General features: G+C 32.6%; 17 protein-coding genes. 12 read left to right on the forward strand and 5 right to left on the reverse strand.

Features of this window, described 5'->3' with window-relative positions; translation table 11 throughout:
• Positions 1-9 precede the first annotated feature (9 nt).
• Both U5A88_RS07010 and U5A88_RS07015 read left to right on the forward strand, forming a co-directional pair.
• Positions 10-840, forward strand: coding sequence for a type 1 glutamine amidotransferase (locus U5A88_RS07010; RefSeq protein WP_354205003.1), 831 nt, complete (start codon positions 10-12; stop codon positions 838-840).
• Entirely contained in the window at positions 837-2,033 is a 1,197-nt protein-coding gene (locus U5A88_RS07015) for a hypothetical protein (protein WP_354205005.1), read from the forward strand. Before U5A88_RS07010 ends, U5A88_RS07015 begins: the two co-directional genes overlap by 4 nt.
• A 194-nt stretch (positions 2,034-2,227) precedes the next feature.
• Here U5A88_RS07015 and U5A88_RS07020 read toward each other — a convergent pair whose 3' ends face one another.
• A complete protein-coding gene (locus U5A88_RS07020) occupies positions 2,228-2,572 on the reverse strand; it encodes a single-stranded DNA-binding protein (protein WP_354205007.1) in 345 nt (114 codons plus the stop codon).
• Positions 2,573-2,988: 416 nt separating this feature from the next.
• Between U5A88_RS07020 and U5A88_RS07025 the strand changes: the two genes are divergently transcribed.
• The 8 genes from U5A88_RS07025 to U5A88_RS07060 all read left to right on the forward strand — a co-directional run bounded on the left by U5A88_RS07025 (position 2,989) and on the right by U5A88_RS07060 (position 9,979).
• A complete protein-coding gene (locus tag U5A88_RS07025; protein WP_354205008.1) occupies positions 2,989-3,498 on the forward strand; it encodes a hypothetical protein in 510 nt (169 codons plus the stop codon).
• Positions 3,499-3,805: 307 nt separating this feature from the next.
• Positions 3,806-4,540: a DUF6090 family protein gene (locus U5A88_RS07030; RefSeq protein WP_354205009.1), complete on the forward strand. Its 735-nt coding sequence runs from the start codon at positions 3,806-3,808 to the stop codon at positions 4,538-4,540.
• Between the two features lie 150 nt (positions 4,541-4,690).
• A complete protein-coding gene (locus U5A88_RS07035) occupies positions 4,691-5,155 on the forward strand; it encodes a hypothetical protein (RefSeq protein ID WP_354205011.1) in 465 nt (154 codons plus the stop codon).
• Positions 5,156-5,264: 109 nt separating this feature from the next.
• Positions 5,265-5,672 carry a GNAT family N-acetyltransferase gene (locus U5A88_RS07040; RefSeq protein WP_354205013.1) on the forward strand — a complete coding sequence of 136 codons (408 nt, stop codon included), beginning with the start codon at positions 5,265-5,267 and terminating at the stop codon, positions 5,670-5,672.
• A gap of 9 nt (positions 5,673-5,681) precedes the next feature.
• A complete protein-coding gene (locus tag U5A88_RS07045; protein WP_354205015.1) occupies positions 5,682-5,984 on the forward strand; it encodes an antibiotic biosynthesis monooxygenase in 303 nt (100 codons plus the stop codon).
• A gap of 44 nt (positions 5,985-6,028) precedes the next feature.
• Positions 6,029-6,577: a hypothetical protein gene (locus U5A88_RS07050; protein WP_354205016.1), complete on the forward strand. Its 549-nt coding sequence runs from the start codon at positions 6,029-6,031 to the stop codon at positions 6,575-6,577.
• A gap of 113 nt (positions 6,578-6,690) precedes the next feature.
• A complete protein-coding gene (gene pta / locus U5A88_RS07055; RefSeq protein ID WP_354205018.1) occupies positions 6,691-8,784 on the forward strand; it encodes a phosphate acetyltransferase in 2,094 nt (697 codons plus the stop codon).
• Positions 8,785-8,794: 10 nt separating this feature from the next.
• The gene (locus U5A88_RS07060; RefSeq protein WP_354205020.1) at positions 8,795-9,979 is read left to right on the forward strand and encodes an acetate/propionate family kinase; all 1,185 of its coding nucleotides are present in this window, start codon (positions 8,795-8,797) and stop codon (positions 9,977-9,979) included.
• Between the two features lie 95 nt (positions 9,980-10,074).
• Here U5A88_RS07060 and cls read toward each other — a convergent pair whose 3' ends face one another.
• Both cls and U5A88_RS07070 read right to left on the reverse strand, forming a co-directional pair.
• Positions 10,075-11,496: a cardiolipin synthase gene (cls, locus tag U5A88_RS07065; RefSeq protein WP_354205021.1), complete on the reverse strand. Its 1,422-nt coding sequence runs from the start codon at positions 11,494-11,496 to the stop codon at positions 10,075-10,077.
• 42 nt (positions 11,497-11,538) lie between these two features.
• Positions 11,539-13,611, reverse strand: coding sequence for an HD family phosphohydrolase (locus U5A88_RS07070; protein WP_354205023.1), 2,073 nt, complete (start codon positions 13,609-13,611; stop codon positions 11,539-11,541).
• Between the two features lie 198 nt (positions 13,612-13,809).
• Between U5A88_RS07070 and U5A88_RS07075 the strand changes: the two genes are divergently transcribed.
• Positions 13,810-14,985 (forward strand): acetyl-CoA C-acyltransferase, encoded by a 1,176-nt coding sequence (locus tag U5A88_RS07075; RefSeq protein ID WP_354205024.1) that lies wholly within the window; start codon positions 13,810-13,812, stop codon positions 14,983-14,985.
• An 11-nt stretch (positions 14,986-14,996) separates the two neighbouring features.
• Positions 14,997-15,767, forward strand: coding sequence for a C40 family peptidase (locus U5A88_RS07080; protein WP_354205026.1), 771 nt, complete (start codon positions 14,997-14,999; stop codon positions 15,765-15,767).
• A gap of 73 nt (positions 15,768-15,840) precedes the next feature.
• Here U5A88_RS07080 and U5A88_RS07085 read toward each other — a convergent pair whose 3' ends face one another.
• Both U5A88_RS07085 and gyrA read right to left on the reverse strand, forming a co-directional pair.
• Positions 15,841-17,112 (reverse strand): tetratricopeptide repeat protein, encoded by a 1,272-nt coding sequence (locus tag U5A88_RS07085; RefSeq protein WP_354205028.1) that lies wholly within the window; start codon positions 17,110-17,112, stop codon positions 15,841-15,843.
• 33 nt (positions 17,113-17,145) lie between these two features.
• Positions 17,146-19,662 (reverse strand): DNA gyrase subunit A, encoded by a 2,517-nt coding sequence (gene gyrA / locus U5A88_RS07090; protein WP_354205030.1) that lies wholly within the window; start codon positions 19,660-19,662, stop codon positions 17,146-17,148.
• Positions 19,663-19,719: the final 57 nt, after the last annotated feature.

Here is a 19,719-nt window from a genome sequence, read left to right on the forward strand (position 1 = left end):
TAAATATTGATGAAATATAAAATTGCCATTTTAGATATGAATGCCGGTGAACCCAATGAAGGTATGCGGTGTATTAAAATGTTAGCTGGTCAGTTTTTGGCTCAAGAAGGTGTTAAAGGTAAATTTAAGGTTTTTAATGTGAGAGTTAAAGGCAAAATTCCCAATATAAATAAATACGATATTTTTATTTCTTCTGGAGGACCTGGTTCTCCGCACATTGCTGGAGAAAAGTGGGAAAAAGACTATTTTCAATTTCTTGACAGTCTTTTAAGCCATAATTTATTTCATCATCAAAAAAAACATGTTTTTTTAATTTGCCATTCGTTTCAGTTGGCATGTTTACACTGGGATATTGCTAGAGTTACCAAACGCAGAAGCACCTCATTTGGTATTTTACCAATATTTAAAACAGAAGGAGGATATTCAGAACCTTTATTTGAAGGTTTAGATGACCCTTTTTATGCAGTTGATTCTAGAGATTATCAAGTTATTTTTCCAGATGAAGTTAAATTGAATAGTTTAGAAGGTAAAATTTTATGTAGAGAGAAAATTAGGCCTCATGTACCTTTACGAAGGGCCGTTATGGCAATTCGCTTTACCAAAGAAATTTTTGGCACACAATTTCATCCAGAAGCAGATGCTGAAGGTATGACACGCTATTTTAAAAAAGAAGAAAAACGAGAGCTAGTCATTAAAAAATATGGTAAGCAAAAATACCTTAAAATGATTGATCGCCTTGATGATGATGATAAAATTTTAAGAACACATAGTATTATTATTCCAAGGTTTTTAGAAATGGCAGCTGAGAAAATTAAACAATCCAAACTTGCAACTGTATGATTCCAAAAGTACGTAATGCCTTTAATGATAATTATAAAGAAGATTATTATACAAATCTGAAGCAAGACGTTGCCGATACGTTGGGAGAAGCATGTGCTTTTCGAATTTCTGAAACACCTGTTTTTCTAAGCAAGGAAATAAAAAAGAAAGTTTTTGATGCCTGCAATTCTATTTTAGATCAAGTTTGGAAGTTAGATATGGACAGCATTAGACATCGTTTTATGCCCAAGCACCTACAATCTCCCAGTCCTCTTGGTAAACCACATTTTTTAGCTATAGATTTTGGACTTTGTACTGACCCGGATGGTGACATATCTCCACAGCTTATTGAGCTTCAGGCCTTTCCTTCGTTAATGTATTATCAATCCTATTTAGGTAAAGCTTTCCTTAGAAATTATCCAAATTTGTCAATAGAAGACTTCCATTATTACTTTAATGGCTTTGATGAGGATAGTTATTTAAAAATGGTAAATAGTGTAGTCTTAGGTGATGAAAATCCAGAAAATGTTATCCTAATGGAACTATTTCCTGAAAAGCAAAAAACCAGAATAGATTTTTGGGCTACTAAAAAGGTGTTGGGTATAGAAGTAGTATGCATAACGCAGGTTATTAAAGAAGGAAAAAAACTATTTTATATAAAAAATGGTCAAAAAATTGCCATACATCGTATTTATAATCGTGTTATTTTTGACGATATGCAACGTTTAAAAGATTTAGAGACAAACTTTAATCTTTTTGATGATGTAGATGTTGATTGGGTAACACATCCTGATTGGTTTTATATGATATCTAAATGTATTATGCCAATGTTAAGTCATAAATACATACCAAAGTCTTATTATCTAGATGAAGTACCTAAGGATATAGACTATAACAACTATGTATTAAAACCATTATTTTCATTTGCGGGCCAAGGCATTGAGTTAAACCCTACTGCTGAAAAAATAAGTGCTATAGAAGACAAACAGAATTATTTATTACAACGTAAAGTAAATTATGCCCCTTTAATTGAAACACCTACTGGTAAAAACTCGCAAGTAGAACTACGCGTTTTATTTGTTTGGGACAAGAACTTGAACAAACTAATACCTGCTATCAATTTAACCCGAATGGGTAAAGGCGGATTAATAAATGTATCTCACAATTCTGATGAAACTTGGATTGGTTCTTCTATAAGCTTTTTTGAAAAGTAAAAACCGCCTCAGAATTTGAGGCGGTTATTGTATTTTATCAAGTTAAAAGTAATAAGGGCGTCTAAAAATCTTCTAAAACGTCATTCTGAACTTGTTTCAGAATCTCAATATTATTAATTCCAATTTTTATTAGAATCTGAAACAAGTTCAGATTGACGGAAGTTTTATTTTTTTGATGCCCTCTATCCTACCAATTAAGCACTTTTATTTTTACCTAACATTAGTAGTTCATTAACAACCACTTCGGTTATATAGCGTTTGTTACCGTCTTTATCTTCATAACTTCTTGAAGTTAATTTGCCTTCTATGGCTACTTCGTTACCTTTTACCAAGTATTTTTCAATAATTTCGGCGGTTTTGTTCCATGCCACTACATTGTGCCATTGTGTGTCCGATACCTTTTCGCCTTTTGCGTTCTTATAGCTCTCATTGGTAGCTATGGAGAATTTAGCTAATTTTTTACCTGAATCCAGTGTAATGATTTCTGGGTTGTTTCCTAAGTTTCCGATCAACTGTACTTTGTTTCTAAGTGCGTTCATAATATTTATTTTAATAGTTAAACAGTTAAGTCATGTTCTAAGCTCGTCCTAGAACTTTTTGACACTGCAAACATACAGCCCTTACCAAAAAACATTCGGTTGTTAAATAGTTACTTTCGTTTGTAGTCGAATGTAGTCGTTTGTAATTATTACACATTTCTGATTTTCAGCATTTTATACTTATTTTACCCTTGCAAAAAAAATATTAATTTTTTAGTATATTGCGGTTATACAGTTGTTGTCAGCAATAACCTCAACCTCAACAAATTTTTGAAACACAAAATTTGTCTCGGCATCGGATACGTTAAGCCACCTTTTTGCAAAAGCCTAAAGCTTCACTAATTGCTGACAACGCCCGTGAATAACAAAAAAATAACCTTTTGCAACATCTACGATGTTGTCTTAGATTAACTAACATGGAAAAATTTATTGATGAAATAATATCTCATGGTATTGAAAATGATTTATTGACAATGCAAAGTCGATATAATTTTGAAATTGAATCAGAATATAAGTCATATATAAAAGCATGGATTTTCCTTAAACGGAAAAACATCATAACTAAAGTCAAAACAGGGCAATACCAGCTTTCAGAAACAGCACTAGATATAAATAATGCTGGTGGATGGAAAAAATACAATATAAAGCAAGAAAGATTAAAATTAAGAAATGAGAGAAAAGAAGAATACGACTTCCAAGTATCTCGTTTCCAAGCTAAATCTAAATATTTTCCATATATCATATCTGCTTTAAGTTTTATTATTGCTTGTTTTGCATATTTTAAACCCATAAATAAATCAAACATCCAACAATTATCAAAAGATGAAATAATACATATAATAGACAGTATTTCAACTTCCAACCAAACCAAAATGGTCGATTCTTTGCATAATTCCAAAAATCTCGTTGACACAATAAAAAAATAAATTTCATAATATATAATTAAAAATATCTTACAACTGAACTCCTTTAACTACGCTCAAGGATTTCAATTGGCTCATGATTGCTACGTTCAACATGCCAATTAAAACCTTATCTTTACAGCAGCAGTAAAAAAAATACTGCAGACAACATCGAATATATTTCATTGCTTTTTCGCAATGAGGTTATTTCTTTGTTCGTCGTTTACCGCTCTCGAAACCATCAAGTCAAAAAAGACTTGTAATTTCTACGCTCAAAAACAACGAAACATATTCACGGGCGTTGTGCTTCATTATAACCAACCACTAACCAATGATTAAATTCTTTAGAAAAATTAGACAAAATTTACTCTCTGAAAATAAATTCAGTAAGTATCTAATTTATGCAATTGGAGAAATTGTACTTGTTGTAATCGGAATATTAATTGCTCTCTCAATAAATAATTGGAATGAACGGCAAAAAGATTCAGTTATAGAATTGCAATTGTTGAAAAGTCTTGAAAAGGATTTAGAAACGAATATTAGTAGAATAAAGTCTGCCATTTACACCGATTCTGTAGTGTTATCCCAAAATAGAGTTCTACTATCATTATTAGAAGACGAAAAATCGATTCTTACTGATTCAATTCAAAAATATTTTGGAAGGATTAATAGATACGGAGCATTTTTTCCCCAGAAAATGACTTATGAAACACTGAAATCAAAAGGACTCGAAATTATTAAAAATGATTCAATAAGGAATAAAATTGCATTGTTGTTTGATGATACCTACAGTGCTAATGACTATAAGAACGAATTGAACAAAGAGATCTATGTAAATACTAATACTCTTCTGAATAAGCGACTTAAAACTACTAACATAGAGTCCTTTAGTAGTAAGGTTCCGAATAATTTTGAATCTTTAAAATCGGATAAAGAATTTATAAACAACCTATCACATATTTCTGCTGAAAAATATAATTTTTTAGGGATGTCTAAATACCATCTGCAACAAACTGAAATGGTAAGGTCGAACATTATAGATGAGATTAAAAAACTCGAAGAATAACGAAAGCACAACAACGTGTATAATTAATTGCTTGGTTCAGGTCTACTCGGAATTTCCTATCGGAAATTCCTCTGGCTCGTGAATGTTTGCTAAATTAGTTGCTGAAACACGCAACTAACCATACACATAACCGTTGTGCGTAATTTGCCCATGAAACCAAATCAATACCTTTTTGAGAAATTTAGTAGTCTGTTAAAAGACGAATTCCATGGAGTGGTAAAGGAATATGATGACGGAAATCATATTTCTGTTGGAGAAACAGGATTATGGATTTCTTTAGACAAAAAGGAGCTAACTATTGGACTTGGACTGAATCACATACACTATGACTTTGATTATGATTCGATGGAGGATGCTATTGACACATTTTTTCTATTACTAACTAAAAGGAAAAAAATCACGGATTACTCTAAAGGCTCAAGAAATTTTAAAACTAAAGTGGAAATTGAATTAGACAATAAAGAAACCGTTGACCTTGGAACTACAGCAACCTTTCCTTTGCAGTTTTGGAAAAGAACTGAATCCAAAATATCTTATCAAGACGAATTATTGAAAACTGAAAAGGTTACTAAAGAATGGAAAGAATTAATCAACTACGCACAACAAAGTGTATAATTAATTGCTTTGGCAAGTGCTTATTTGGAAAATTCCTTCGGAATTTTCTCGCGTTCGTTTTTGTTTACTAAATTAGTTACTGAAACCTGCAACAAATTATAAACAGACAATGAAAATTAAAATTTCAGAAACTAGGGATATTGACAAGGAACAAATAATTAAATTATATAAAGCAAACAAATGGAGTTCAGCCAATACCCCAATTAAATTATATAATGCTTTAGTAAATTCTCATTCATTGGTTTCTGCTTGGAGTGGTAAAAATTTGGTTGGCATAGGAAATGCAATCTCTGACGGGTACTTAGTAGTATACTATCCGCATTTATTAGTTCATCCAAAATACCAAGGCAAAGGAATTGGGCAAATGATTATGGCTAAAATGCAGGAAAAGTATAAGGAATTTCACATGCAGATACTAACTGCCGACAATAAGGCTATTGATTTTTATCAAAAAGTTGGTTTTGTAGAAGCAGGCGAAACAGCATCAATGTGGATTTATAAAGGAGATGAACATTAAACTAAAGATATGATAGCAAGAATATGGCATGGTAAAACCAAAGCCAAACATTTTGAAGAATATACAGACTTTATGAAATCAGTAGCTATTCCCGATTATAAAAAGACGAAAGGTTTTGTAAAATTGACATTTCTAAGACGGATTGAAGGAGATATTGCCCATTTCAACCTGATAACTTTCTGGGAAAATCTTGACGTAATTAAAAATTTTGCTGGAAATGATTATGAAATCGCTAAATACTATCAGAGAGATAAAGACTATTTACTTGAATTTGAAGATAAAGTTACTCACTACGAGGTGTTTGCTGACTGAAGTTACTGGGTATAGCGAGCTAAATTAATTTTTATTACTCAAAAATGATAGATCAAAAAATAACATTAAAATATGCTTTTGCAACAGTTGGTGCTGTACTCTTTACGTGGCTATTGCATGAATTTACGCATTGGTTTACTAGCGAATTACTTGGGTACGAAGCTATAATGCGGCTAAATTCGGTGTCGCCAGTAGCTGGACAACAACAAAATAAATGGCACCAAATCTATATTTCAGCCTCTGGACCAATAATAACACTATTACAAGCATTGTTTATTTTTATAGTCTTAAAAACAAAGGGTTGGAACAAATTCATCTATCCACTTTTATTTGTTCCCTTGTATATGAGAATACTAGCTGGTGTAATGAATGTTATTAAACCCAATGACGAAGGTAGAATTAGTGAATTTCTGGGTACTGGTCTTTACACCCTTTCAATACTTGTCAGCCTATTTTTGTTTTTACTCGTTTATAAAACTGCCATGAAATACAATTTGAGTTGGAAATTTAATACTTCTACAACCATTCTAATTATGATTGTTAGTTCCTTATTAATTCTATCTGATCAATTTTTTAAAATTAGAATTTTATAAGTAAAAACGCTCATCAAAAGCCTAAATAAAATCCGACTATTTTAATTGAATCCATTGCATTTATGCGTGGTTAATTTCGTAAATTTGCAATTTAAAATTTTTAACAAAATTTAATGAACAAAGCCGTATATATTGCCACGACCGAAGCTAAAAGTGGCAAATCAATTATCTCTATTGGATTAATGCAAATGCTGTTGGGTAAGACTGCCAAAGTAGGTTATTTTAGACCTATAATTGACGATTATGACGATGGTAAAAAAGATAATCATATAAATACCATTCTTAGTTATTTTAATTTAAATATGGATTATGAAGATGCCTATGCGTTTACACGAAGTGAGGTTATCCGTAAAAAAAACAAAAACAAAGAAGATAAAGTTATTGCTAAAATTATAGAGAAGTACAAAGCTATTGAAGCTCGTTTTGACTTTATATTGGTAGAAGGCACTGACTTTTCCGGTGAAGGTGCAATTATTGAATGGGATACAAATATGTTAATTGCAAAAAACTTAGGTATTCCTACCATTTTAATTGCAAGTGGTGAAGGTAAAACCATGGACGAATTAATAAGTAATCTTTACATGGCCTATGATTCTTTTAAAGAACATGGTGTTGAAGTATTAATGGTTACAGCCAATAAAGTACAGCCGGAAAATGTGGCATTGGTAAAAGCAGAATTGTCTAAAAGCTTACCAAATGATGTTATTGCGGGAGTAATTCCTAAAAATAAAACCTTATCAAGCCCTACAGTAAAAGAAATTGTAGAAGAGCTTAACGGAAAAATTCTATTTGGTGAAGTGTATATTAATAACCAAGCTAGATCTTTTGGTGTTGGTGCAATGCAATTGAGGAATTACCTTACACATCTAAAAGAAAACAGTTTAGTAATTACGCCAGGCGATAGAGCCGATATTATTTTAGGTGCACTACAAGCTAATATATCAGCTAATTATCCCACCATTTCGGGTATAGTTTTAACTGGAGGATTACTACCAGAGGAGTCAATTATAAAATTGATTGAAGGACTTTCAGAAGTTATCCCTATTATTTCAGTTGAAGGAGGTACTTATGGTATTACTAACAAAATTGGTTCCATACAGCCTAAAATGTATGCGGAAAACGTAATAAAAATAACAGGTTCTATTCAAGAGTTTGAAAAACATATTTCAGTTGATGCATTGGCAGAACGGTTAATCACCTTTAAAGCCAACGGTATTACGCCACGTATGTTTCAATATAACATGCTAAAAAGAGCTATTTCAAATAAAAAACATATTGTATTGCCCGAGGGTACTGATGAACGGGTATTGCTTGCAACAAAACAATTAATAGATACTAATGCAGTTGAACTAACCTTATTAGGTGATAGAAATCAAATCGAAAATAAACTAGCTCAGCTTGATATTGCTTTTGATTTCAGTAAAATTACAATTATAAATCCTACTGAATCAGTTCATTTTGAAGATTATGCCAACACACTTTATGAATTGAGAAAGCATAAAAATGTTAATCTGGCTATGGCCAGAGATTTGATGGCTGATGTTTCCTATTTTGGAACCATGATGGTGCACAAAGGTCATGCCGACGGAATGGTTTCTGGTGCAGTACATACTACACAACATACCATTAGACCAGCATTACAATTCATTAAAACAAAACCTGGTGTTTCGGTAGTTTCATCAGTCTTTTTTATGCTACTGGAAGACAGAGTTACAGTTTATGGAGATTGTGCCATAAACCCCAACCCTACTGCCGAACAGTTGGCAGCTATTGCCATTTCTTCTGCTGAGACGAGTATAGCATTTGGTATTGAGCCTAAAATTGCCATGTTATCCTATTCTTCTGGAAGTTCTGGTGTAGGAGAAGATGTTGATCGGGTAAGAAAAGCAACAGAATTAGTTAAAGAAATAAATCCTGACCTTAAAATTGAAGGGCCCATACAATACGATGCCGCTGTAGATATAAATGTTGCTAAAAGCAAATTGCCAAATTCTGAAGTGGCCGGACAGGCAAGTGTATTTATATTCCCTGATTTAAACACAGGAAACAACACTTATAAAGCCGTACAAAGAGAAACTAAGGCGTTGGCCATTGGTCCAGTTTTACAAGGGTTAAATAAACCGGTTAATGATTTAAGTAGAGGTTGTACAGTTGATGATATTTATAATACGGTAATTATAACGGCAATTCAAGCACAGGATTTTTAATAAAAAGAAAATGAGAATATTAATTATTAATGCGGGCAGTTCTTCCATTAAATTTCAACTGATTGCAATGCCTTCTGAAAAAGTGCTTTGCCAAGGCGTTGTAGAACGTATTGGAGAAAAAGATGCTATTTTCAAATATAAAACCGATACTTCCGACCTCCATGAAGTAGATGAGATCAATTCACATAAAGTAGGCTTGCACAAAATTTCCGATTACCTTTTGGATCCAAAAATCGGGATTATAAAAGATACCAAGGAAATTGACGCTATTGGGCATAGGGTTGTACATGGCGGCAATACTTTTTCGGACACCACGCTAATTACCGAAGAAGTAAAAAATAAAATAAAGGCCTTGAACCCACTAGCACCATTGCACAATCCACATAACCTGGAGGGCATTGTGCTCACGGAACAAATTTTTCCCGATGCCAAACAAATTGCGGTATTTGATACGGCTTTCCATCAGACCATTCCAATCAAGGCAAAAAAATACGCTATACCAAACCAGTACTATGATGAGCATAATATTCAGTTGTACGGTTTTCATGGCACAAGCCATAAGTATGTAACGGAAAAGGCACTTAACTATCTTAAAAAAGGGAATTCAAAAATAATTACCGTCCATTTAGGTAATGGGTGCAGTATTACCGCCGTAAAAGATGGAAAGAGTATAGATCATAGTCTTGGGTTTGCCCCTTCAAATGGTTTAATAATGGGTTCAAGAAGTGGTGATATTGACCATTCCATTATATTTTATTTGGTGAACAATTTAGGGTATAGCCTTAACGAGGTAAACAAAATGTTGACCAAAAAAAGTGGAATGCTCGGTCTAACAGGTTTTAACGATTTAAGAGAAATTGAAGTCCACGCCCAAAATGGAAATAGGGAATGTATTTTGGCATTAGAAATGAACGCTTACCACATACAAAAATATATAGGTGCTTACGCAGCAGCTATGAACGGATTAGATGCTATTGTTTTTACTGCCGGAATTGGTGAAAATTCAAGTACTCTAAGGGCAATGATTTGTAGTCATATGGACTATTTAGGGATACATTTAGATGATGCTAAAAATGATGTTAGGTCTAAAAAATTGAAAGAAATTAATACTGAAGCATCAAAAGTGAAAATTCTAGTAATTCCTACCAATGAAGAAGTTGAAATTGCAAAACAAGCTTTTCAGCTCTGTAACTAAAGTTACCCAGTTTTATTCTTTTCAGCGTAATTTTGAAGTGTTGATTTTAATTTATAAAGGGTAAGTTTTAATTTTCTGAGCAGAACTTACCCTTTTTATAATAAAGGGCTAAATAGCCTTGCAATACCCTCAAAAATTTTATTGTAAAACGGTCTAGAGCTATGCTCTTCTAATGTTAATAAACTACTTTTTTCACAGTCTTTTAAAAAATTATCGGCAATAGCAGTGGCAACGTTTTTATCATAAATAAGTGCATTGGTCTCAAAATTCTGTTCAAAGCTTCTATGGTCAAAATTACCAGAGCCTACAGAGGCTATTTCCTTGTCTGAAATAATAATCTTACTATGTAAAAAGTTACTGCTTTGGTAAATTTCTATACCAACTTTAAGCAATTCGAAAAAATATGACTGCATACTATATTTTGCAAGTTTAGAATCAGACTTTTCAGGTATCAATAATTTAATTTCAATCCCAGCTAAAGCTGCTATTTTAATGGCTTCCAATAAAGGTCTAGATGGCATAAAATATGGGTTGGCAATATAGATACAATCATCTGCTATATTTATCAGTTTTAAATACTGATGTAAAATGGTAGGGTAATTTGAATCTGGGCCACTTGCAACAATCTGAACTATTGAGTCCCCTCTTTTAGCTATTTTAGGATGGTATTTTTCTTCTAACAATGATTCATCATGAGAGGCAAAATAATAATCTTTAATAAAAATATTGTGCAAACTTTCAACAGCTGGTCCTTCAATGCACAAATGCTCATCGTCCCAAATACCTAAATCTGATTGAGAACTGACATATTTATCACTTATGTTTACACCGCCTGTAAAACCAACTTCACCATCTATAATTAAAATTTTTCTGTGGTTTCTAAAATTCAAGGTAAATAAAATACTTCCAAATTTAAATGGCAATATTGGATAAACTTTTACACCTAATGCTTTAAACCTTTTTATTGATTTTCTTTTCAATTCAAAACTTCCTATAAAATCGTAAATCAATCGAACTTCTACACCCTCCTTTATTTTTTGTTTAAATATTTGGTACAATTTTTCTAATATGTCACCGTCCTCAAAAATATAAAATTGGATATGTATAAATTTTTTAGCGTTTTCCAATTTACTAAACATGGTTGAGTATGTACTTGCTCCATTGCTTAATACCGTAATTTTATTACCATCTATTGGCGGAAAATTTGAACTGTTTTCAAGTAAAGATGCTAATCTTACTTTCTTTGAAGAAGTGAATAAAACCTTATTTTCTGAAGAATTATGTTTTAGATGTTTATGATCATATAACCTTCTCTCTAAAGTATGTTTTAATGTAAAAATTTTAAATTCCCTTCTGTTAATACCAAACAACAAATAAAGTAGAACTCCTGCATAGGGTATAAAAATAATCACCAATATCCACCCTAAAGACCTAGAAGGGTTAGAGCCGTAAAGGATTATGCTGCCAATTGCTATAAAAGCTGAAATAACATAAATGATAATAAAAGCAGTAAGCATTTTTTAAATAATTGTAAATAAAGTAATAATTTCAAACAATTTCTACTCTGGATACTCAATCCGTAAATGGTAAATGTTGTTCAGTTTCTTCTTAATTACTTTTTTAATAATTTGAATTTCTTTAAAAGTAATATCGGCATTCATAAACTGACCGTTTGCCATTTGGCTAGCTACAATTTTTTCGATTAGTTCATCAATTAATTGAGCTGTGGGCTCCTTTAAGCTTTTTGATGCAGCTTCTGCAGCATCGCACATCATTAAAATAGCAGTTTCTTTTGAAAACGGAATAGGACCACGATATGAAAAATCTTCGATATTCAAATCTTGTGGATTGTTCTTTTCTTGTTGTTTATAAAAGTAATACACTAAAGAGGTACCATGGTGAGTACGTATAAAATCGATTATCCTATCGGGCAGTCTATATTTTTTGGCCAATTCAATACCATCAATTACATGGTTAATGATTATTTCTGCACTATCCTTTGGGTTTAGTTCATTATGCGGATTAACCGTAGTGGTTTGGTTTTCAGTAAAATATTTTGGGTTCAACATTTTACCAATATCATGATACAATGCTCCTGTACGCACCAACATAGCATTTGCACCAATTTCATTTGCAGAGGCTTCTGCCAAGTTTGCTACTTGCATTGAGTGCTGAAAAGTACCAGGAGTTTTCTCAGCCAACTCTCTTAATAATTTAGAGTTTGTATTTGACATTTCCAACAACGACACATCAGATACCAATCCAAACGTTTTTTCATATACCAAAATAAAGAACAGTGATAAAAAGGATAATACCCCATTTAATGCAAAAAGGATAAAATATTCTCCATTAATTTTAAGCATATTACCTTCTTGAATAATTGAAAAAGCGAAATAAGCAATCATATATACCAATGTAATTTGGCTAATGGATATAAATAAATTTGCCCTTCTGTGTAGCTCAGAAACAGTTAAAATGGTAATGATACCGGCAATAATCTGTAAAAAGATAAATTCAAAGCTATTGGGTACTATAAAACCAAGCAGTAAAACAGTCAAAACATGTGTAAACAAACCTAAACGTGCATCAAAGAAGGCTTTAATTACAATGGGTAAAATAGGTAAAGGGACAACATATAGGTAATCTACCCTATACTTCACAACCAAGGTTACAATTAAAACCATCAAAAAAACATTGAAAAATATAAAGGTAACTTTCGTGTTGTTCTCAAAAATAAAAGGTCTGTATTTTTGTAAGAATAACAATAGCATTAACAAGGCTAGAGCCACAAGGAGAACATAACCAAAAACAATCCAATTATAGTTTGATTGATTCCACACTTGCGATAGGTATTCCTTTTCTAATGAATTGAGGATGCGTAATTTTTTACCTTCAACTACATCGCCTTTGGATATAATTCTTTCATTTTCAGCAACTAAACCTTCAGTATAAGATAATTTGTTTAAATTGTCCTGTAACACTTTATCGGTCAATTTCTCATCATAAAAAATATTAGGTTCTAAAAATTGTAGAAAAAATGGCGTAAGATAAGTTTGCAAAGGTTTGTATCGTGATTGTTCAAAAGCGTTATTGATTAAATTGTTCTTTTCTTTTGAGGTTAAAAAATTATCAAACACTACATCTGAAATAATATTTCCTTTTCTTAAAGCAATGAGTTCTTTATCCTCTGCTCTGTTTACATCATTTTCGTTGATATAACCATTTTGATAAATAGCATCAACTATACTATTAGAAAACCTAATAACACGTGTAATACTGTAATTAGCAAGAATGGAATCTTGTGAATTTTCAGAAATAGATTTTTCTAGTTCACTTTTAATTTTTTTGGCAATATCCTCTTTATAAGAAAAGTAAAGCTTTTTATTTGAAGTAATAGTTTCTTTTTCTTCTTCTATTTTCTGCTCAGACTTCTGAATAGCAAAATCAAATGGAGCATATAAATTATCATATTGCCAAGGTTTGCCATTATGGAATTCATATTTAAAATGCCCCCCTTTAGGAAATAAATAAACAATTGCAAAAGTGGTTATAATAAAAAGGACTATTTTATAAGCTAGGGCATGGTTTTGATATATGGTATTTAGAAAATTTTTTAAATTGAATTTTTTCATTAGTCCAGTTTCTACTACTATCTATGCATTTAGTGAGTACTATAAACTATTATACAAAGTACCCTATTTATTTAATAATAACTGTAAAAATAACTAAATTCGCAGAATAGAACCCGTATTGATGAATTTAGTATAAAAAAATTATTATTTTCTGATATTAAGTGGTTAAAAACAAATTTGTAAAACCTATTATAAAATATGCAAGAAGTTGTAATTGTTTCAGCAGTAAGAACTCCAATTGGAAGTTTTTTAGGAAGTTTATCAAGTATTTCAGCTACTAAATTAGGAGCTATTGCCATTAAAGGTGCTTTAACTAAGATAAATTTAAAAGCAGATATGGTAGATGAAGTACTAATGGGTTCTGTTTTGCAAGCCAATTTAGGGCAAGCACCAGCGAAACAAGCTGCATTATTTGCAGGGATACCCAATAATGTTCCTTGCACAACTGTAAATAAAGTTTGTGCATCTGGTATGAAAACCATAATGCAAGCTGCCCAAGCTATACAATTAGGAGATGCTGAAATTGTTGTTGCCGGCGGTATGGAAAATATGTCAATGGTCCCTCATTACTTGCAAGGCAGAAGAGGAAAAAAAATGGGATTAATTGGTATGGAAGACGGATTATTAAAAGACGGGCTTACCAATGTTTATGATGGAAAACATATGGGCACTTGTGGTGATTTATGTGCTGTAGAGCATGAGTTTTCTAGAGAAGATCAAGATAATTTTGCCATAACTTCATACAAAAGAGCTGCAAAAGCATGGGAAGAAGGTAAATTTAAAGATGAAATAGTTCCTGTAGAAGTACCTCAACGCAAAGGAGACCCTCTAATTATTGATGAAGATGAAGAATATAAGAATGTAATAATGGAAAAAATTCCTAATCTAAGACCTGTTTTTAGTAAAGAAGGTACAGTTACCGCTGCTAATGCTTCTACACTAAATGATGGTGCTGCTGCCCTAGTACTAATGAGTAAAGAAAAAGCTGCTGAATTAAATTTAACACCATTAGCAACCATTAAAGGCTATGCCGACGCTTCCTTAGAACCTGAATTGTTTACCGTTGCTCCCGCTAAAGCGTTACCTAAGGCAATTGCAAAAGCAAACACATCGCTAGATGATATCGATTATTTCGAATTTAATGAAGCTTTTTCGGTAGTAGGTTTGGCAAATACAAAATTATTGGGCTTAAATTCTGCTAAAGTTAATGTAAATGGTGGAGCCGTTTCGCTGGGTCATCCTTTGGGATGTTCAGGAGCTAGAATTGTAGTTACACTGATAAATGTACTAAAACAAAATAATGGTAAATTAGGTGCCGCGGCTATCTGTAACGGCGGTGGTGGTGCGAGTGCCATAGTAATTGAAAACAACTAAGGATTTCTTAAATGAAATACGGTATTTGTAACTTAAGTACTATTCCACTTCGTTCGGTTTCAGATCACACTAGTGAAATGATATCCCAATTACTGTTTGGCGATCATTACAAAGTCTTGCAAGAAAATAAGGAATGGATTAAAATTAGACTGGAATTTGATCATTGTGAAGGTTGGATCGAAAGCAAACAGTATACCGAAGTTTCTAAAGATTACTTTGACGATTTAAATAGTTCTGAAATTATAGTGTCTAATGAGTTGATAGATTTTATTGAAGACGAACAACATCAACTATCTTCGGTACTTTTGGGTTCAAGATTGCCTTTTTATGTAGAAAAATCTTTTAATTTACTTGATGAATCTTATAGGTTTGAAGGGAATGTCACTTCAAAAAAGCAATCCCAAAAATCAATTGTAAATTCAGCTTTTTTATACTTGAATACCCCATTTTTATGGGGCGGTAGAACACCTTTTGGCATTGACAGTTCAGGCTTTACACAAATGGTTTATCGATTAAATGGCTATTCGTTGTTGAGAAAAGCATCCGAACAAGCCACACAAGGCGAAGTATTGAGTTTTATTGAAGAATCAGAACCTGGTGATTTGGCTTTTTTTGACGACAGCGAAGGTGAAATTATACATGTTGGTATTATATTGGCCAATCACCATATTATCCATTGCAGTGGCAAAGTACGCATTGACCAATTAGACCATAGTGGAATTTATAACCAAGACCTAAAAAAGCATACCTACAAGTTAAGGGTAATTAAGAAGATATTTTAATTTACAATTAATTATAAAAAAAGCCTTCTGCAAATCAGAAGGCTTTTTTTATTTAATACTATATAGTTTCTAACTATTTAGATGCGTCCCAAAGGGCTTTCATTTCTTTGTACTTATCATCCATCTCTAAATTTTCGTACATGCTCATTAAAGTTCTAACTACATCTATATTATCTTTCTTAAGACCATGGGCTTTTTCAAAATAAGGTAAAGCTTGCTTGTACAACTCTACTTGTTTTGCTTTAATTTCATCATACTTTTTAAAGTTGCTCAAATTAGCATTCATTTCTTCAACCAACTCTTTGTCTTTTACCAACACTAAAGCTCCCATATTCAAATAAGCATCAGCATAATTAGGGTCTAACTCAATTGCTTTTTCATAATTAGCTTTCGCTTCTTCCAATCTCCCTTGTTCTTGGTTAATAACACCAACATTAAAATGTAAGCTAGGGTTATTAGGATCTTTGGTAATAGCTTCTTTCATAAGAGCAACAAATTCATCCTTATTCTCCAATTTTAATTGAATATTAGCTTCAGTAAAGATTAAATCAGTATCATCAGGATTAACTGCTCTAGCCTCTTGTACCGCAGCAATAGCATTTTCCGTCTCGCCTTTTTCAACTAAAATCAGAGCAATATTTTTGATAATATCCGCTCTTTTTGATGGTGAGGTTTCTGACTTTGCATCTTTATACTTACCAGTCTTAACCATTAAATCCATTTGCGATTTGGATGCAAAATTTTCCTTCTCATTAGACTCAGTGTTAATTGCAGAATAAGTAGTGGCAATATTAGTGTATCCTAACTCTTTCAACTTGTTAAAATGTTTTAAAGAAGTATCAAAATCTTTATCTAAATAAGCTGCAGTTGCAGCATACTCTAAAAATACAGTATCTTTTTTACTTAAGTTATAGGTATCTAATAATGTTTTTTTAGCAGAAGCATAATCTTTGTCTTGATATTCCTTAATACCTTTATTGGAAACTTCTGCAATTAATGCGTTGAGCATGGGTTGTGCTTCTTCAGTATATTTTTGCTTACCTATTTCTTTTTCGAAACTTATAAGGTTTTGAAATGCTTTTGCCGCAGTGTCAAAAGCACTAGTAGCTTTACCCGGATCTTTTTTTCCTAACTGATAATACGTTTGAGCTTTTAAAAAATAAAATTTAGCTTTTAACTTTTCATCAGCATTAGCAATTAATCCTTCAGCTTGATCTACTGAAGCCTTAGCCGTTGCAAAATCTTCCTTCTTAAATGCCTTTTCGGCAGCTTTTAATTCATCTTTTTGTGCGAATATTGACAGACTGATTGTAACTGCCAACATCGATAGTACTAGTTTCTTCATTTTTGTTTAAAATTTAGTGTTCATTTTTGTTTGTTATTCTTCTTGATCACTTGTCTGATCGGTTTGGTTATTTTCAATATCCGTGCCAAGTTCTTGTTCTTCGTCCTCATCCTCGTCTTTTACAACTTTAGCAACAGCGGCAATAGAATCATCACCTTTAATATTTATCAATTTTACACCTTGAGTAGCCCTACCCATAACACGTAAATCAGATACTGCCATTCTGATTGTAATTCCTGATTTATTGATAATCATTAAATCATCTTCATCAGTTACATTCTTAATGGCCACTAAGTTACCTGTTTTTTCCGTAACATTTATGGTTTTGACGCCTTTTCCACCTCTATTAGTAATTCTGTAATCCTCTAGGCTTGAACGTTTACCATATCCTTTTTCAGAAACTACAAGTACATCGCTCTCCATATCATTTAGTGAAATCATACCAATTACTTCGTCTTTATCATCCTTTAATCTGATTCCTCTTACACCAGAAGCGTTTCTACCCATAGGTCTGGTTTTACTTTCTTCAAATCGGATAGCTTTACCTGATTTTACAGCAATCATAATCTGACTGTTACCATCAGTTAATTTAGCCTCTAGCAATTCATCGCCATCTTTAATAGTTATGGCATTAATACCATTTGATCGTGGTCTTGAATATTGTTCCAAAGAAGTCTTTTTGGTTTGACCATTTTTGGTGACCATGATAATATAATTATTATTTACATAGTCCTCATCTTTAAGATCTTGTGTGCAAATAAATGCCTTTACGTTATCGTCAGGTTCTATATTCACTAAGTTTTGAATGGCCCTACCTTTAGATGATTTGCTACCTTCTGGAATTTCATAAACCCGCATCCAAAATACTTTTCCTTTCTGTGTAAAGAACAGCATATACTGATGGTTTGTAGCCACAAACAGATGTTCTAAGAAATCTTCATTTCTGGTAGATACACCTTTTTGACCACGCCCACCTCTATTCTGAACTTTATATTCATCCAAGTTGGTACGTTTGACATAACCTGCATTAGAAATGGTTACAACTACCTGAGAATCTGGAATCATATCTTCAATACTCACATCACCACCAGCATATTCGATTACAGAACGACGCTCGTCACCATATTTATCTCTAATCTGAATTAACTCTTCTTTGATTATGGACATTCTTCTGGATTCATTAGCTAAAATATCTTTCAAATCCTCAATCAATTTCATTATTTCTTCATACTCACCTCTCAACTTATCTTGTTCTAATCCAGTAAGCTGACGCAATCTCATTTCAACAATTGCTTTAGCTTGAATTTCAGAAAGTTCAAAACGTTTAATTAAATTCGCCCTAGCTTCGTCCGCATTTTTAGAAGCTCTTATTATTTTAATAACTTCATCAATATTATCAGAGGCTATTATCAATCCTTCTAGAATATGAGCTCTAGCTTCAGCTTTATCTAACTCATATTTTGTTCTTCTCGTAACTACATCGTGCCTATGGTTTACAAAATGCTTGATTAAATCTTTAAGATTCAACATTTCTGGACGCCCGTTAACCAAGGCAATATTGTTGATACTGAATGAAGTTTGTAAAGCTGTATATTTAAATAGTTTGTTCAGTACAATATTTGGTATGGCGTCTCTTTTTAAAACATACACTAAGCGTCTTCCTTTTCTACTCGTTTCGTCACGGACAGAAGCAATACCTTCAATTTTTTTATCATTGACCAAGTCGGCCGTTTTTTTCAATAAATCAGCACCATTAACTTGATATGGTAATTCTGTTGCGATGATACACTCTCTACCATTAACTTCTTCAAAGATTGTTTTTGCACGCATTACAATTCGACCCCTGCCTGTGTGAAAAGCATCTTTTACCCCATCATAACCATAAATTGTTCCACCAGTAGGGAAATCAGGTGCTTTTATATATTGCATCAATCCATCAATATCAATTTCATTATCATCAATATAAGCAACGGTACCATCAATTACTTCGGTCAAATTATGAGGTGCCATATTTGTAGCCATACCTACTGCAATACCAGAAGCTCCATTTACCAATAAACTTGGAATACGTGTTGGTAAAACCGTAGGCTCTTGTAAGGTGTCATCAAAATTTAAGCGGTGGTCAACTGTATCCTTATCAATATCAGACAACATTTCTTCTGATAACTTTTGCATTCTAACCTCCGTATAACGCATTGCAGCAGGGCTATCACCATCGGCAGAACCAAAGTTACCTTGCCCGTCAACCATTTGATAACGCATACTCCAATCTTGTGCCATACGTACCATAGCATCATATACCGAAGTATCACCATGTGGATGGTATTTACCCAATACCTCTCCTACTACTCTGGCCGATTTTTTATGAGCTCCCGTTGCTTTAATTCCTAATTCGTGCATACCGAACAATACTCTTCTGTGTACTGGTTTTAAACCATCACGTACATCTGGTAATGCTCTAGATACAATCACCGACATTGAATAATCAATGTAGGATGATTTCATTTCATCTTCAATATTAATAGGAATTAATTTTTCACCTTCTTCCATAAAACTTATCTATTTTTTGTTTTAAAATTAAGAGAGCAATATACAACAAATCTGCTT

Origin of the sequence: Aureibaculum sp. 2308TA14-22, assembly GCF_040538665.1 — a bacterium.
Lineage (GTDB): Bacteria > Bacteroidota > Bacteroidia > Flavobacteriales > Flavobacteriaceae > Aureibaculum.

Excerpts from the sequence above, each read along its gene's own strand:
- U5A88_RS07010 (WP_354205003.1), top strand. The coding sequence starts at position 10 with ATGAAATATAAAATTGCCATTTTAGATATGAATGCCGGTGAACCCAAT.
- U5A88_RS07015 (WP_354205005.1), top strand. The coding sequence starts at position 837 with ATGATTCCAAAAGTACGTAATGCCTTTAATGATAATTATAAAGAAGAT.
- U5A88_RS07020 (WP_354205007.1), bottom strand. The coding sequence starts at position 2,572 with ATGAACGCACTTAGAAACAAAGTACAGTTGATCGGAAACTTAGGAAAC.
- U5A88_RS07025 (WP_354205008.1), top strand. The coding sequence starts at position 2,989 with ATGGAAAAATTTATTGATGAAATAATATCTCATGGTATTGAAAATGAT.
- U5A88_RS07030 (WP_354205009.1), top strand. The coding sequence starts at position 3,806 with ATGATTAAATTCTTTAGAAAAATTAGACAAAATTTACTCTCTGAAAAT.
- U5A88_RS07035 (WP_354205011.1), top strand. The coding sequence starts at position 4,691 with ATGAAACCAAATCAATACCTTTTTGAGAAATTTAGTAGTCTGTTAAAA.
- U5A88_RS07040 (WP_354205013.1), top strand. The coding sequence starts at position 5,265 with ATGAAAATTAAAATTTCAGAAACTAGGGATATTGACAAGGAACAAATA.
- U5A88_RS07045 (WP_354205015.1), top strand. The coding sequence starts at position 5,682 with ATGATAGCAAGAATATGGCATGGTAAAACCAAAGCCAAACATTTTGAA.
- U5A88_RS07050 (WP_354205016.1), top strand. The coding sequence starts at position 6,029 with ATGATAGATCAAAAAATAACATTAAAATATGCTTTTGCAACAGTTGGT.
- pta (WP_354205018.1), top strand. The coding sequence starts at position 6,691 with ATGAACAAAGCCGTATATATTGCCACGACCGAAGCTAAAAGTGGCAAA.
- U5A88_RS07060 (WP_354205020.1), top strand. The coding sequence starts at position 8,795 with ATGAGAATATTAATTATTAATGCGGGCAGTTCTTCCATTAAATTTCAA.
- cls (WP_354205021.1), bottom strand. The coding sequence starts at position 11,496 with ATGCTTACTGCTTTTATTATCATTTATGTTATTTCAGCTTTTATAGCA.
- U5A88_RS07070 (WP_354205023.1), bottom strand. The coding sequence starts at position 13,611 with ATGAAAAAATTCAATTTAAAAAATTTTCTAAATACCATATATCAAAAC.
- U5A88_RS07075 (WP_354205024.1), top strand. The coding sequence starts at position 13,810 with ATGCAAGAAGTTGTAATTGTTTCAGCAGTAAGAACTCCAATTGGAAGT.
- U5A88_RS07080 (WP_354205026.1), top strand. The coding sequence starts at position 14,997 with ATGAAATACGGTATTTGTAACTTAAGTACTATTCCACTTCGTTCGGTT.
- U5A88_RS07085 (WP_354205028.1), bottom strand. The coding sequence starts at position 17,112 with ATGAAGAAACTAGTACTATCGATGTTGGCAGTTACAATCAGTCTGTCA.
- gyrA (WP_354205030.1), bottom strand. The coding sequence starts at position 19,662 with ATGGAAGAAGGTGAAAAATTAATTCCTATTAATATTGAAGATGAAATG.